Raw genomic sequence first — 15,144 nt, forward strand, 5'->3', positions numbered from 1 at the left:
TGTGTGCCGGCCTCCTCGTCCAGCACACAGGGTGAATCAGATTTTGACTCCCATGGGAATCCCTCCCGATCCAAGTCGGTCAGATTTTGCTCTAGCCGTATCCGGCTGCCGTCATCGACCTTCTCGAGATCGTACGCCTTGCGCGACCAGGTGCGCTCGAACCCGCATCATCCGCACTGACGATCGCCATCCGTCGGCAGCGGTCCGCTGCCGGATTGATCAATCAATTCCGATTGCGGAGTGCGGCGTGCCTTCCAAGGACATCGCTCACGGCAAAGCAATCAAAAGACGAATGCGGGTAAGATCGAATCGGGGGGCATTCTTGAAGCCGGACCAGGGAGGGCTGCCATTTCTCCCTTGCGGATTGCAGCATCCACAACCGTCAGTTTACAGATTCAATTGGCGGCGCAAAACTTCACGCTCGTCGAGAAGTTCTCGTAATCGTCGAGCATTGTCAGATTGCGTCTCCTGCCACTCGATGCGGTCCTCGGCAGTCCACAGGTAAGACTCGCAATTCAACCGAGCTTTCTCTGCCCTATCAAACTCGGTGAAGAGTTTGATGTCGCGCTCAACCTGGTCCAGCTGTTCCTGCAGAGTTCTTGGCATCAGCCGTTCCCTCGGCTCTGCCTCTAGCCCATTTCGATTTTCCGTGTATTCGGCGTAGCGATCAACAGGCATTCACTCGCCTCGGGCGCATGGATCGTCGCTCAGACATCACCGCAGGTTGCATTTCTAGGTGTAGATATCCTTATTTCTCGATTGAGGTCAAACGAGGACGGCTGCGACGCAACTTTTGATCTGGAACGGGGCCGCCGGATCCGGACCACGAGGGCAACAAGATTGCTGCAGATTTCTCGACTTGAGAACAGGTCCCAGGAGCCGCCTACATATATAGCTTAAGATTGAATTCATAACTGATTGCAACTCAGACCTGCGCTGCTCCGTGAGCGCTCTGGAATTGAAGGCGCAGCGCGGCATCCGTCCGGTCGTCGATTTCGCCGCGACTGAAGCGCCGAAAGCCGCGACGAGCCGCTACTGCTCATATGGATCTCTGCGATGAAGTCGGCCTAGACGCCCGAGCTTATTGATCGCATCGCCGCTCCAGGCAATCGCTCCATGGTTGGCACATCAACGGCCCTTTGGTCAGCCAGGTTGTACTGGATCTGCATCATGATCTGCACGTGTCCACCGGAAGACGACGCAGGATCAGGAATCCGAGGCCCGTGGCTCGAGCCAATCAGCGGCGCGGATCGGATGGCTCCGAGATTGCATTGCAGGAGTTGTCCCCATCGGACGCGAGGCGATCGCGCACGACCCGCGCGGGCTCGCCAATGGCCACGACCTCGGGAGGAACATCCTCGCGCACGGTGCTCCGCGCGCCGACGACGGCGCCTCTGCCCACCTTCACGCCCGGCGCAACAAACACGTCGCTGGCGATCCAAACCTGATCGCCGACCGTGATCGGGGCGGTGATGTAGCTGAACGCGAGGTCGGCCATGTCATGCGATCCCGTGCAGAGATAGGATCGCTGCGAAATGACCGAATGAGAACCGATTGAAATGCAATCCAGGCTGTACAGTTCGACGTGATCACCAATCCAGGAATAGTCCCCTATCTCAGTCTTCCAGGGGTAGGTCACGCGCACCGTCGGGCGCAGCAGCACCTTGCGGCCGATCTTTGCTCCGAACAGGCGCAACAGAAAGCGCCGCCATGCAAAAAAGGGCTGAGGCGAAAGTGCAAAGAGTGTCGATTGAACGACCTGCCAAAGCAGCACGACGACCGCTCCCCGTCCGCGAAATCCCGGCGGTACACGAAACTGATCCAGCTTCTGAAACTCGCGCATTATGGTAAGTTTGGCACAGAGGGAGGACTATGTTTCACCGGTCGTCTATGGCGGATGCCTGGGTCGTCAGGTAGGCCTCATAGGCGCGCCGCATCCCGGCTTCCAACGGAGTCTTGGCCTGCCACCCGAGTGCTGCGAGACGACTGACATCAAGCAGCTTGCGCGGCGTTCCGTCAGGGCGTGTCGGGTCGAAGACGATATCCCCTCGATAGTCGACGATACCGGCGATCATACGGGCGAGCTCAGCGATGGTGATGTCGCTGCCGGTGCCGATGTTGATCGGCCTCTCGTCGGAATAGTTCTTCATCAGGTGAATGCAGGCGTCCGCCATGTCGTCGACGAAGAGAAACTCGCGACGCGGCGAACCGCTTCCCCAGACCACGACGCTCTTGCTTCCGGCGACCTTGGCTTCGTGAAAGCGTCGGATCAGGGCCGCTGCGACATGGCTATATTCCGGGTGATAGTTGTCCCCGGGGCCATAGAGATTGCTCGGCATCACGCTAATGAAGTCAGAGCCATACTGGCGCCGATAGGCCTCTGCCATCTTGATGCCGGCGATCTTGGCGATCGCATAGGGCTCGTTGGTCGGCTCAAGCAGACCAGTCAAGATCGAGTCTTCGCGCAACGGCTGAGGCGCAAATTTGGGATAGATGCAGGATGAACCGAGAAACATCAGCTTCTCGGCACCGCTTGTATGCGCAGCGTGGATGACGTTAGCCGCGATTGCGATGTTCTCGTAGATGAACTCGGCGCGAAGCTTGTCGTTCGCGGAAATTCCTCCCACCTTGGCCGCTGCGACGAACACGACCTGCGGCCGCATCATTGCGAACCAATCGGACACCTGAGCTTGGTTGATCAGGTCGATTTCGGTTCGCTTCGCGGTGAGCAACCGGACGTTTTCTTGCGCGAGCCTGCGCACGAGCGCAGCGCCGACCATCCCCCGATGCCCGGCGACGTAGACGCTCTTGCCATTCAGATCAAACTTTGTGGTTGGCACTCGATAGCTCCCGCCTTGCATCCTTCAGATCGCTTGCCACCATCTCGTGCACGAGCTGGCCGAACGTCCGCTTCGGCTTCCAACCCAGCACCCTGTTCGCTTTGCTCGCATCGCCAACCAGAATGTCCACCTCGGTCGGGCGGAAATAGGTCGGGTCGATTCGAACCACCGTCTTGCCGGTGCTTCTGTCGATGCCAGTCTCATCAACGCCCTTGCCGCGCCATTCGATCTCGCGTCCCACCTCCCTGAAGGAGAGTTCGACCATCTCGCGCACCGAGCGGGTCTCGCCAGTGGCAAGCACGAAATCGTCCGGTTTGTCCGCCTGCATGATCAAGTGCATCCCTTCGACATAGTCCTTGGCATGCCCCCAATCTCGTTTCGCCTCGAGATTGCCCAGGTAAAGCGTATCCTCGATCCCGACCTCGATGCGGGCCACGGCGCGCGTGATCTTGCGGGTCACGAACGTTTCACCGCGGATGGGACTCTCGTGGTTGAACAGGATGCCGTTGCTGGCAAACATCCCGTAGGCCTCGCGGTAGTTGACCGTGATCCAGTATCCGTAGAGCTTCGCGACACCATAGGGCGAGCGCGGATAGAACGGCGTTGTCTCCCTCTGCGGGATCTCCTGCACCAGCCCATACAGCTCGGACGTGGATGCCTGATAGAACCGCGTCTCCTTCTCCATGCCCAGGATGCGGATCGCCTCCAGAAGCCGCAGTACCCCGATTGCGTCGGCGTTAGCGGTGTATTCGGGACTCTCGAAACTGACGCCGACATGGCTCTGCGCCGCGAGATTGTAGATCTCCGTCGGCTTGATCTGCTGCACGAGCCTGATCAGATTGGTGGAATCAGTCATGTCGCCGTAGTGCATCAGGAACGGCACATCACCAATGTGCGGATCGCGATATAAATGATCGACACGAGCAGTATTGAAGGAAGACGAACGTCGCTTGATGCCATGAACGACGTAACCGAGCGATATAAGGTGCTCGGCGAGATACGCACCGTCTTGTCCAGTGACGCCCGTAATTAGCGCAACACGCCCACTCATATGCGAAAACCTGCCGTTGACCGCCGGGATTGGAAACAAATACGATAACGATGGAACGGCTCAACCACCGTTGTCATGTAGAAGCGACCTTCCATGCAGGTCAATCGTGGCAGGGACTGATCATTAACGCCGGAGACATTCTGACGTATCACGTCAGGACAGACGAAGAGCGTCATTGATCGATGTCGTCGCCTTCTCGGAAACCACACCGGTCCCGTGTTCAGATCTACCCGGCAGACCGCAAATCGAACTCATGCTCTCGATCCAGCGACGCACGATGGTACGGCGGTCCCAACGTTCGATGGAGCGCTTTCGTCCCTCTGCGCCAAGCCTCTCGCTAAGAGAAGGATCTTCGCTCAACTGAAGAATGGCATCTGCAAGCGATCGAACGTCTCCCGGCGGAACGAGCAAACCGGCACCCTGCACTTCGGCAGCAAGCCCCGTGCCCCGTTCTGCCATCGCGACGACGGGGCGCGCGGACGCAAACATCGCCCCCAACTTGGACGGCAATACAAGGTCGGCCGCCTCCGCCCTCTGCGGGACTACGTGAAGGTCAGCCGTCGCCAACAATTCGTTGAAACTTTCGTTCGACTGGAGTTCCAGGAAATGAACTCTCGGATTCTCAGAGGCCATGTCCACCAGTCTTGCCTTGTGCGGCCCTTCACCAGCGAGAATGAAATGCAGTCGCGGATTACGCCGAAGAAGAGCGGCGGCTTCGACGAGGAGGTCGAGTCCCTGCTTGGCCGACATGGTCCCGGAGTAGAGAGCAACGACGTCATCTTCGTCGATATTCAGGGATGCGCGATATTTGGTCTGCTTCGGACGGGGAAATATCACATCCGTGTCGATCCAGTTTCGGATCTCGGTCGTTCTTTGCGGATCGACGTCCTTGTCCCACAAACGCTCCACCATTTGCGGACAGATGCTGGAAACGCGATCAAACGACCTGAGGACCGCCGCCTCCGCCTTGAGCATCACCTTCCGTAGGGAAGCATTCCGGAGCAGTCCTAGACCGTATGCGGCATCAATTTCGAAGTCTTGCACATGAAGCCACGACTTAGCACCGGTGCGACGAGCAACAAAGGAAGCAAATCGGGCCGACATCAACGACGGCGCGACGGAAATTATGATGTCGGGCCGCCAGGAATATGCATCGATCAGCGCCGGCACCAAGCTTGTCAGTGCAAAGGACAAGTGGTGAATCAGACGCTTTGCACCAGTCGGCTGCTTGGGAACGTAGATCGGCGCTCGCATGACGCCCACGCCCCCCATCATCGAGCGCCTGAAATAGGAGCCACTCAAACCGGCCGGGATGCTCCAGGCCGGATAGTAGGGAGGCGCCGTAACGACCCTCACCTCGTGGCCCTCGGCAACAAGGCTTTCGCAAAGCTCCGTATTGTATTTGGCCACGCCGATCAGATCGGGAGCGTAATTGATGCCGACCAAAAGAATACGCATTCAATCCAAATCCTAAACGATAACTCGTATCCAAAGAACCCGAGACAGCCAATGATCACCGCTTTGGCTTCGCAGCCTCCGCTGAAACGATCGCTGCCGTGGCGGCTAATCGCCGCTTGAACTCCGGTGCGAAATCGAGGGGACTACGCTCGGTAAGGCCCGCCAATCGTCGGAAAGAAAAACTTCGCTCCGGGCCAGTACGTGCGCTTGCGCAAGGTACCAGTCTGTCGCTCCCCGCACTTTCGCTTGCGAGGTGGTGGCAGCTCTCATTAACGGAGTAAAGAAAGGATCATTTTAATGATGAACGCGTACCGTCAAGAGCCGTCAAGCGCGACAAGCAACGCAAGCTCTCCCAGAAACGCCCCGCCTAGTAAGGCCGGCGAAGGACCGGGCTGGTCTCCGCTATACAGACCCGATCCCAATACCAACCGTAGGGAGTTTCCACGCGGACTTGAGGGCAACGCCGCCGCGGCACATAGCGGTATGGATATGGTTGAGCCCAGAAGGTAACCGGGAATACGTGTTCGGCCGGCGTCGGGACGACGGGTGCCGGCAACTGCATCGCAGCGATTGCCTGCGGCCCGGCCAACAAGACCATTGCCGATACCAACAACCCCAAACGCCGGATAGTCTGCTTTGCCATCACCTTCCCCTGCGCTCGCCAACCGGCGACGAAATGCGCCAAATCAGAATCTTTCAAAATTCAGCCGGATATCGAGCAGATTGTTTATCAACGGGATCGGAAAAAGGCAACGGACCATAGCGTATCCATCCACCAGCCCGGAATGTCGAATCGGGGCCGCTAGAAGGCGCCGGCCCCCTCCTTTTCCGGCGCTCGCCGATACTCGCCCCTGATGAATTGTGTGCTGACAGCCTGAAGCAGCGGGGCGTTCTCCCTGCCAAGACCCGCGAAGACCAGGATATCGCGCAGGGTTCGCCACCGACTTTCGTCGTATTCGCCTATTCGGGCGCCGACAGGCAGCACCAGCGACCGCTGCTGCTCCATTTCGAACTTGACGCGCTCGGGATCGAGGCCGGACCGGTCAAAATCGACAATGATAGGAATCGCCCGGCTGTAATCGGCATAGGCAAATTGCCACCCCCGAACCAAGCCGTGCAACAGATCGGCAATTGCGGACGGCCGCTCTCGAATCAGATCATTGCTGGCGAAATAAACCTGCCCAGGCACGTGGATTGCGTAGTCCTGAGGTTTCATAACGCTCAATGGGACGTAGTCCGCGCTTGTCTGGCTAGGCTGCTGATCGATCGGGACAACGATCGCGTCCACATCCCCAGATCTCAGCGCCTGGAAGCTGGCCCGGTCGGAAACCTTGACGATCTGGCTACGTGGCAATCGAAGCCTGGCCATCATGGCGTCGAAGACGACCTCTGCCTCACTCCCCTCGCGGCAACCGATGCGCTTGCCGATGAGGTCATCCGGCCGATGCAAGCCCGACCGCTCCAGCGCGAAAATCGCCACCGAGGTGTCAAGGAAGCTGGCTGCAAAGGCAGTGACAGGAGCCCCTCGCCAAACCGCAAGCAAGAACTTCTGGCCCGTCGTCACCCCGATTGCGTTCTCCCTCGCAACCGTTTCGACGAAATTGGGATCGTCTGGAAGGGCTCTCATCGCGACGCCTCGCTTGAAATAGCCCTCCTTGGCAGCAATCATCTCGCCGGCGAAGCGAGCGGAGTAGGGCCCATCCAGGAAGAAGCTGGCGTGAAACGAGGAATCGGCGGGGGTGTGGACGGGCGTAACGTCAGGAATCAAGGCGAAGACAACAAGGCCGGTTGCGGACAGCGCCGCGAGACCGATCGCCACCCGGCGCGTCACCGTTGATCCCGATCGCCGTCGTCGGTGACGCATGAACGTATCCCCTTCCGACCTTCGAAATTTTGTGTTCCAAATGGCAGAATTAGGATAATAGGAGCACAAGAAGTAAGGTTATTTTTTCAATTCGTCTTGTTTCGACTACGGCCTTTCCTGATAGCACCCAACCCGGATCTTCCTTTTCCTGAGTTGATATTATGACAATTGCATCGGCTCGCCCGACCTGCGCCGCGGACAGTCCGGTAGAGATTCACGTTCTCGATGAGGCGAATCCGGCACGTGCAAGTTTAGTCGTGCGGTGGTGGCGACCCAACATTGTCGAGCTGCTGGCTCTTGTGGCCGATGCTATCATCATCGTCGCAAGCGGCGTCGGCTGCGCTGCCGGATACCAGATCTTTGCACGGCCTGAGCACGACCAACTCGACGTCTACACCGCGCTCAGCTTCCTCGTTGCGCTCAACTTCATACTTCTGATCAAGGTTCAGCACGGCTACGCTCTCAAAAACTTTACTGACCTGCCGCGGCTATTCAAAAAGACACTGGCAACGTGGACCGCCTTGTTCAGCGCGCTGATCGTTATCACCTTCGCCATGAAGGCCAGCAATCAAGTCTCGCGCGGCACGATCATCTCGTTCTACCTAGTCACTCCAGTCCTGCTTCTGCTGGCGAAGGCAGCCATTGCGCGATTTGTCACGACGGCGTTGCGGAACGGCGGTGCCTTCGCCAGGCGCCGCGCCGTGGCGATCGCCGAGCGCGGGCTGCTGTCACCGGAGGCAATGGCAGAGCTCACACAGCATGGCTACCGGATCACGCGGATCATGGAGCTCCGCCCGGAGTGCCTGACTTCGCCGGCGCTGATCCCGTCGATCGGACCGCGCCTCGACGACTTCATCGCCTACGCGCGGGAGAACCAGATCGAACAAGTGTTCCTGCTGCTCAAGTGGGATCATTGGCACGCGATCGACATGATCGCGGACGCGCTGAGAATCCTTCCGATATCGGTAAATCTCGTCTCCGATCCGGATGTCTCGAGGTTCTTGCGCTACCCGGTCACGACTGCCGGGAGCAGCATGATTGCAGAGATACGGCGTGCACCAATTTCGCGACAAGAACAGGCTCTCAAACGCGCGTTCGACCTGATCGGTGCCAGCCTCGGCCTGCTGGTGTTCGCACCGGTCATGCTGATGACCGCGATCCTGATCAAATGCACATCGACCGGCCCGGTGCTGTTTCGGCAGACCCGGAACGGCTTCAACGGTCGCGCCTTCAAGATCTACAAGTTTCGGACGATGCGCGTGCTGGAAGATGGACCGATCATTCTGCAGGCGCGCAGGAACGATCCTCGCGTAACCCCGGTCGGCAAATGGCTGCGTAAGACCTCGATCGACGAACTGCCGCAGCTCCTCAATGTCCTGCTGGGCGACATGTCGCTGGTCGGCCCCCGCCCCCACGCGGCTGCGCACAACTCGGAGTACGAGCAGGTCATCAGCAACTACGCGTTTCGCCAACACGTCAAACCAGGCATCACCGGCTGGGCCCAGGTCAACGGTTACCGCGGCGAAACGCTGACCGTCAACATGATGAAATCCAGGGTCGACCTGGACTTGTGGTACATCAACAACTGGAGCATCTGGCTCGACGCGAAGATCATCTTGCGCACCGTGGTACAAGTGACTCGCGATCCCGTGGCCTACTGATGTCTTGCCCCGCCCCATCCGGTAGAGGCATTCCATTCATTCAGCGATGCCGCCAATCGCATGGGCACGCGCCTGATCGTGGATTCGTTCGCCCAGAATGAGAATCAGGCAATTAACTTTGTCCTCAAACAAGCTCGCATCGGGGCTGCGCATCATCCTATAACGTTGCGCAAACAGGGTACCACCGCTAAGGCCTAGCGCCCGCCAGCAGCAATCCAATTTCAGGAAGATGAAAACCTACCTCATCAAATATTTCGTTCTGGGCAGCGAGCAGGTCATCTTCAGCTTCTCCAATTTCTTCTACCTGGCGGTGGTCGCGCGCCGGCTGCCGCTGGCCGAATTCGCCGAGCTGAGCCTTGGATATACCTGCTATCTCATTCTCATCGGCGCTCATCACGCGGTCATCTGCGATCCCATCATCGCGACCGGAATCAGCGCACAGGACAGTCAACGATCATTGTTACGGCGCCTGTGGACGGTCAATGTATCCTTTTGCTGCCTGGCACTGGCCGCAGGATGCGCACTCGTCTTGACCAGCAGCACTCACGAGATGCAAACGCTCACCGTTGTGGCTCTCGCCTGCCTGTTCTTCAGCTTTGCCGGTCCGGTCCAGTTCGTTCGGCGAATTATGCACATTCAGGGACACGTGCAGGCATCCGCCGTCGCAGCGGCGGCTTACGCAACGGTCCTGATCGTGTCAGCCTGGATGCTGCCCCACGTCAATCTGGAATCGCACTTTGCATATACCGTACCGTTCATCCTCGGCAATCTGGTCTTCCTTGTCTCAGCTTGGCGAAACATCCCACGCAAGCTCAACGACAACCAGAACATCTCCCTGAAGTCCCATTTCCGGGCGGGATATTCGTTCCTGATCAACAACCTCCTCGGCCTGGCGACGACAAATATCTATCCGTTCGTGTTCGTGTTCCTGAATTCGCCTGAAGCCGTTGCAAGCTATCGGCTGATGTTCGCCGTGATAGCTCCATTCGCGCAGTTGCTTGGCGGGCTCTCAGGATTCATCACGCCGCGCATTGCAGTCGCGAGGATCAGCCAGATTGAAACGCCTCACCTGCTGATCCTGGCTCTGATCGTCTTTGCTCCGCTTCCGTTGGCCGTCATGGCAATTTGGTTCGGCAGCGACGCGGCCTCTCTCATCTTCGGAGCCAAGTATGTCGCGCTCGGAGGATCAATCCCCGTTGCATTGATTTCGACGAGCTTCGCCCTCGCACTCGCGACCGTGAGCATGTGGCTGAGGGCCAATCACCGGCTCGGCCTGATGCAGGCCGGCAGCTTGATCTCCGCGGCGATCACCGCCGTCATCGCGATTCCCAGTTGCCTGGCTCTTGGCGTTACCGGTGCGTTCGTGTCGCTGGCGATTGCCAATGGCGCCGCGGCGCTTTGGGTGGCAGTCAAGGGAACCACGGGCCGTATCCGAACGCAGCCCGGTTAGCCGCTCAATTCTGCGACGTCTCCGGCATTGAGCCGCGGCGAATTGAGGGGGGTGCAGGAATATGGACCCTCCGTTTGGTGAGGAGGAGCATGATCGCCGAAGCCACGACGGTAGAGCTATGGATTGCCCATTCCGACCACCCCACTTGAAACGGGCCGCGAAGCAAGATCATGCAAAGCATCGGCGAAAGACAGAGAATGAAGTACAGCGGCGACAGCCTTTGGGCAGCGAGGCCGCGACGTTCTACCCGATCGAGAACATAGACGATCGCGACCGACATCAGCATCGCCCCAACAATCCCGAAGCTGAAATAGCCCTCGATCGGCGGCGGAGCCGAAACGTTATCGGTGCCGAAGCCTTTCAGGATGAAGATGTAGTCATGCATGATCTCGCCGACTGTTCTTCCCTTCCCCGCCCAAAGATCGCGCGGAACGAAGAACAGCAGTGCCCCCATGATGTTCGATCCCCATTCCAAGCCCTTCATTTCGACCCACATGATGGCATAGCAAAACAGGTCCAGGCCTGAGAAATCAGGATGGACGAAGAACTGGGAGAACGGCCGCTGATCGAGAGAGACGTTTGCGTACCGGAAAATGGATCCGAATATGGGCGACGCCAGCAATCCGGCGAAATAGGTGACAAGAAACAGACGAACGCTTCTTGGACCAAATATCGCAAGCACGCAGAATACGATCAATGTCGAGGAGCGAAAACGCGCGGAAATGAGCGGGTTGTTGATGAAGAGACCCGCCAGAAGCAGAACTGCAAAGCACGTCACCCAGCCCGTGTTCCGGCGAGCCAAGGCGACACTGACACCGATAACGGGAGCAACCAGGGTGAATGGTCGGAAGAATGCCGTGACCAGAATGTTGATCATCTTGCTTTCGCCAACCACCGAACCGAAAGCCTCGCGATTCACCTGAAGCAATGACGAGCCAAGATAACCAACCAATCCGAGCGATACGACCATCGAGGCAGCTGCCAGAAGGGTGTAGTTCGGGTTCGGCTCGGCGGCGAGGCTTCTGTCCAGAAACCGGTTAGGGCGGGATTCGGGAGCTCGAAAGGGACGATAGACGACGAAGCAGAGGCCCACGATCGTCATGAATGCGCAAAGGACGCTGGCCGGCACGACGAGACTTACATCAGCCAGAATTGGATCGAAGTCGTTTCCGATCTGCTGAAGAGGCGCCACGGCCAGAAACAGAAGGTTGAAGACGAAGAAGACAACGAACAGCAGGTAAGATCTGGCCAGAGCAATCTTCAGTCCGAATAGGGAAACGATCCCGTTCACCGCCAGTATCATGGCAGCGATCAACGAAGCACGCGGGCTGGACCAGGCCTGGGTGAACGAGAGGAGCAAGTAGGCTCCGGCCGAGCCGATCACGACATAGTCGAAGACGCTCTTCGGCGTCACATACAACTGGGAAGCGGCTGCACTACGCGAGAACTGGTTCATAACCTAAAAAACATTAGAGTTCGCCAAGCTCCACGTTGCGGCGCCGGCTCTGGAAAGAGCACATCCCACCGCAGTTCAGCCTCGGTGCAGATCGTACAATACATATCTCGGTCGCGTTAACGCTTCGAACTCGCTCACCTTGCGGCCAAATCTCAGGTGAGATATCCTTGTAATATATAGAAGATATCAACGGAATACTTACTTGAATGTCCTTTTTCCCGGCCCGGATTAACGACGACCTTAAGCTGCACGCCCGTATGGACCGGCGTCGGCTTCTCTCCGCCGGCATCCTCCTCGCGGGAGCATCTTCAATGCCGGCCTCGGTGGCGGCCGCGACGAGTTCGGGAGCGAAGGCGAAGAAAGTTTACGCTCATTGGCATTGGTTTCCGACCTCGTTCGATAACTGGCCGGCGGACAAGGATCAGTATGCCGATTATATGTCGCCGGACGGGACCCAAGGTAAACTTCGGGCCGAAGGCGGCTTCGTTCGCGAACGGCCCCTGCCTCGACCTCCACGCCCAGAGGCAAACTGGGCTGTGCTTGACATGCTCGATGAGATCAAAGCCGCTCGTCACATCGGGCTGGATGGTTTCCTGTTCAACATGGGAGGCATAGACGACGGCTCCCCGTACATGATCCACCTACGCAACATGCTCGAGGCCGCCAAACAGGGCCCGCCGGGATTTGAAGTCATACTATCGATCGATACCGTAATTCTGGTGAAGACACCGGTCGACGCGATCGCCGACGCAATCCTCAAGCTGGCGCGGAACTCCCACGTTGCGCGTCAATCCGACGGCCGACTGATCCTGGGAGCCTTTTCTCCCGAGCAATGGGACGTTGGCCGATGGAAGGAACTGTTGCAACGACTGACGGCCGGCGGAGAGAAGGTCTTCTTCTATCCGACATTTCTCGATGTGCGCAGAACGATCGATTTCATGGATTTGATCGATGGCGCATCGATGTGGGGGGTCGACAAACTGAGCGACATCCCTCTTCTCAAGAAAGTAGGAAAGTTGGCGAAGCAGGCCGGGAAGGTCTGGGCATCCGTGGTGTGGCCCCAGGATTTCCGCCCGCACAATCGCTGGTTCTCGGAATGCCACAACAGTGAATTATTCCGGGCTTCATGGGCCGCGGCGATGGAAATCGGCTCCGACGCGGTCAACATCGCCACCTGGAACGACTATTCCGAAGGATCCGAAATTCGACCGTCCACCAGCATTCAATATGCTTTTTACGATCTCGCTGCGTTCTATATCGCTTGGTTCAAGAACGGCACGATGCCGCCGATCACTGAAGACGTGCTCTACTATTTTCACCGAATCGAGTCCACCGAGGCGGCTGGGACCGGCTCGGCTCAACCGTTTAGGTTCGCGACAAATCTGGTCAGCCGCTTTGCCGATCCGCCTCAGAACGACATTGAGCTGCTTGCGTTCTTGAAGGAGCCGGGCGAGCTCACGATAGTGACCGCGAAAGGCGCGAAGAGCCTGAAGGCGAAAGCTGGAATCACGTCGTTTCGAATTCCGCTGGTGCCGGGCAAAGTGAGGTTTCGCCTCAACCGCGGAGACGCCAGCGTCATAGACCTCCCGAGCGCGTTCGAAATTCGTGAGACCTCGGCCTATCAGGATTTGCTGTATCACGGCGGATCGTCGTCCCGTCCACCGGTCTAGAATATTCCGGTCGTGGTTCAGACGACGACTGCCTGGATATTTGGCCGTCATTTCTCTTGAGCGCACCAGCGTTAGTGAGTCCCATGCATTCAACTTTCTTCCCGGAATTGGCTGCCGGCGGATTTTCCAGAATCGACGGCACGATCGCGTTTTACCAACGCGTGAATGCCCTCGTGACGCCGAGCACCAGAATGATCGATTTCGGCGCAGGCCGCGGCTCGATCCATGAAGACGCCAGCTCGGAATACCGGCGCAATCTCTGCAATTTCAAGGGACGCGTTGCCCAAGTCATCGGACTGGACGTCGACGAAGCCGTCTTCACCAATCCATCGCTGGACGAGGCGATGCTCTTGGATCCGACGGGACGTGCGCCGCTGCCTGCCAGTTGCGCCGACATCATCCTGTCGGATTACACATTCGAGCACATTCCGGATCCGGCTCAAAGCACCGCCGAGATGGACAGACTTTTGAAGCCCGGCGGCTGGATCTGCGCGCGAACCCCAAACAGGTACGGCTACATCGCATTGGCCAACCGCCTGGTCCCCAGCGGAATTAGCCGCACCATACTCGGCTCGGCACAACCCGAGCGCAAGGATGAGGACATCTTTCCGGCGGTCTATCGTTTGAATACGCCGGCTACGCTACGGAGGTATTTCCCACCCGCGCGTTTCGACCATTTTGTATATGCTTGGGATGCGGAGCCATCCTACCACGCCAACAACCGCGGCCTCTACCGTGCGTTCCAACTCGTTCAGTCGCTTACGCCTCAGGCCTTCAAGACGGTCTTGATGGTCTTCATGCGGAAGAAGCTCGACTGTCCGGCGGAAGCCGCCTAGCTGGTGCGCTGGTGAATTCGCGTCCTCGAGGCGATACACTATCGAAATAAACCTTAAAGCCGAGATCTTGACCAAACCGCAGCACTTTCGGTTATTTTGAGTGGGCGCGAGGAACGACTATGCTGAAGATTGCTATTCAAGTTTTATTTCTTTTCTTCCCCTGGAAAGTCCGTCGGCTGGTCCTCAACGCGATCCCCGGTTTTTCGATCCATCGCGACGCGCGGATCGGTCTGTCCTTGATTCTCGCCGACGAATGCATCCTGGAAGCGAAGACCTACATCGGTCATCTCAACTATATCGGCCGGCTTGATCGGTTGCAGATGGATGAAGATGCGGTCATCGGCAATCTGAACTGGATCGGTGGACTGTCAACTCGCCTGAATTCGCCGGCCTTCCGAAACAGGACGAAGCGACGTTCGGATCTTATCATGCGCAAGGCGAGTCTGGTGATGAGCCAGCATTACATCGATTGCACCGACCGGATCGAGTTTCGTCAATTCTGCGGTCTCGCCGGATTCCGCAGCCAGTTGTTGACCCACGGGGTCAATCCAATGTCCGCCCGGCAGACCTGCTCTCCAATCACGATAGGAGCCTACACGATGATCGGCACCGGCGTGATCATTCTGCAGGGCGTCACCATCCCGGACTATTGCGTTGTGGCTTCGGGCGCCGTCGTGACCCACGTCGCGCCCCAAGAATACTCGATGATCGGCGGCAACCCCGCGGTTCACCAGCGAGACATCCCCAAGACCGCAAAGATCTTTCACCGAACGGCCTTCACGGTCACCTGATATTCAAACGCGGCTCGTAGCCGTATCCCGGGCTCGGCCCACGTGTCGCACACAATGATTTGGCCTC

General features: G+C 58.0%; 12 protein-coding genes. 5 read left to right on the forward strand and 7 right to left on the reverse strand.

The window, feature by feature from the left end:
* Positions 1-387 precede the first annotated feature (387 nt).
* From EDE08_RS33150 to EDE08_RS33180, 6 genes are all read right to left on the reverse strand, one after another.
* Complete coding sequence (locus tag EDE08_RS33150; RefSeq protein ID WP_245524964.1) at positions 388-678, reverse strand: hypothetical protein; 291 nt, start codon at positions 676-678, stop codon at positions 388-390.
* A gap of 559 nt (positions 679-1,237) precedes the next feature.
* Complete coding sequence (locus EDE08_RS33155; RefSeq protein WP_131873801.1) at positions 1,238-1,843, reverse strand: WcaF family extracellular polysaccharide biosynthesis acetyltransferase; 606 nt, start codon at positions 1,841-1,843, stop codon at positions 1,238-1,240.
* 34 nt (positions 1,844-1,877) lie between these two features.
* Complete coding sequence (fcl, locus tag EDE08_RS33160; protein ID WP_131873799.1) at positions 1,878-2,861, reverse strand: GDP-L-fucose synthase; 984 nt, start codon at positions 2,859-2,861, stop codon at positions 1,878-1,880.
* Positions 2,821-3,891: a GDP-mannose 4,6-dehydratase gene (gene gmd, locus EDE08_RS33165; RefSeq protein WP_131873797.1), complete on the reverse strand. Its 1,071-nt coding sequence runs from the start codon at positions 3,889-3,891 to the stop codon at positions 2,821-2,823. Before gmd ends, fcl begins: the two co-directional genes overlap by 41 nt.
* Positions 3,892-4,044: 153 nt before the next feature.
* A complete protein-coding gene (locus EDE08_RS33170) occupies positions 4,045-5,349 on the reverse strand; it encodes a WcaI family glycosyltransferase (RefSeq protein ID WP_131873795.1) in 1,305 nt (434 codons plus the stop codon).
* An 802-nt stretch (positions 5,350-6,151) separates the two neighbouring features.
* Positions 6,152-7,180 carry an ABC transporter substrate-binding protein gene (locus EDE08_RS33180; protein ID WP_245524965.1) on the reverse strand — a complete coding sequence of 343 codons (1,029 nt, stop codon included), beginning with the start codon at positions 7,178-7,180 and terminating at the stop codon, positions 6,152-6,154.
* A 194-nt stretch (positions 7,181-7,374) separates the two neighbouring features.
* Between EDE08_RS33180 and EDE08_RS33185 the strand changes: the two genes are divergently transcribed.
* Both EDE08_RS33185 and EDE08_RS33190 read left to right on the forward strand, forming a co-directional pair.
* Positions 7,375-8,874, forward strand: coding sequence for an undecaprenyl-phosphate glucose phosphotransferase (locus tag EDE08_RS33185; RefSeq protein ID WP_131873791.1), 1,500 nt, complete (start codon positions 7,375-7,377; stop codon positions 8,872-8,874).
* A 229-nt stretch (positions 8,875-9,103) separates the two neighbouring features.
* Positions 9,104-10,324, forward strand: a complete 1,221-nt coding sequence (locus tag EDE08_RS33190) for a polysaccharide biosynthesis protein (protein ID WP_131873789.1) — start codon at positions 9,104-9,106, stop codon at positions 10,322-10,324.
* A 4-nt stretch (positions 10,325-10,328) separates the two neighbouring features.
* On the opposite strand, the gene EDE08_RS33195 is transcribed toward EDE08_RS33190, so the two are convergent.
* Positions 10,329-11,780: a hypothetical protein gene (locus EDE08_RS33195; RefSeq protein ID WP_131873787.1), complete on the reverse strand. Its 1,452-nt coding sequence runs from the start codon at positions 11,778-11,780 to the stop codon at positions 10,329-10,331.
* A gap of 206 nt (positions 11,781-11,986) precedes the next feature.
* Here EDE08_RS33195 and EDE08_RS33200 point away from each other — a divergent pair, with 206 nt between their 5' ends.
* The 3 genes from EDE08_RS33200 (at position 11,987) to EDE08_RS33210 (ending at position 15,077) form a co-directional block, all read left to right on the forward strand.
* Complete coding sequence (locus tag EDE08_RS33200) at positions 11,987-13,450, forward strand: endo-1,3-alpha-glucanase family glycosylhydrolase (protein ID WP_131873785.1); 1,464 nt, start codon at positions 11,987-11,989, stop codon at positions 13,448-13,450.
* Positions 13,451-13,506: 56 nt separating this feature from the next.
* The gene (locus tag EDE08_RS33205; protein WP_131873783.1) at positions 13,507-14,286 is read left to right on the forward strand and encodes a class I SAM-dependent methyltransferase; all 780 of its coding nucleotides are present in this window, start codon (positions 13,507-13,509) and stop codon (positions 14,284-14,286) included.
* A gap of 119 nt (positions 14,287-14,405) precedes the next feature.
* The gene (locus tag EDE08_RS33210) at positions 14,406-15,077 is read left to right on the forward strand and encodes an acyltransferase (protein ID WP_131873781.1); all 672 of its coding nucleotides are present in this window, start codon (positions 14,406-14,408) and stop codon (positions 15,075-15,077) included.
* Positions 15,078-15,144 lie beyond the last annotated feature (67 nt).

Source organism: Bradyrhizobium sp. R2.2-H (assembly GCF_004346455.1).
GTDB classification, from domain to species: Bacteria; Pseudomonadota; Alphaproteobacteria; order Rhizobiales; family Xanthobacteraceae; genus Bradyrhizobium; species Bradyrhizobium diversitatis.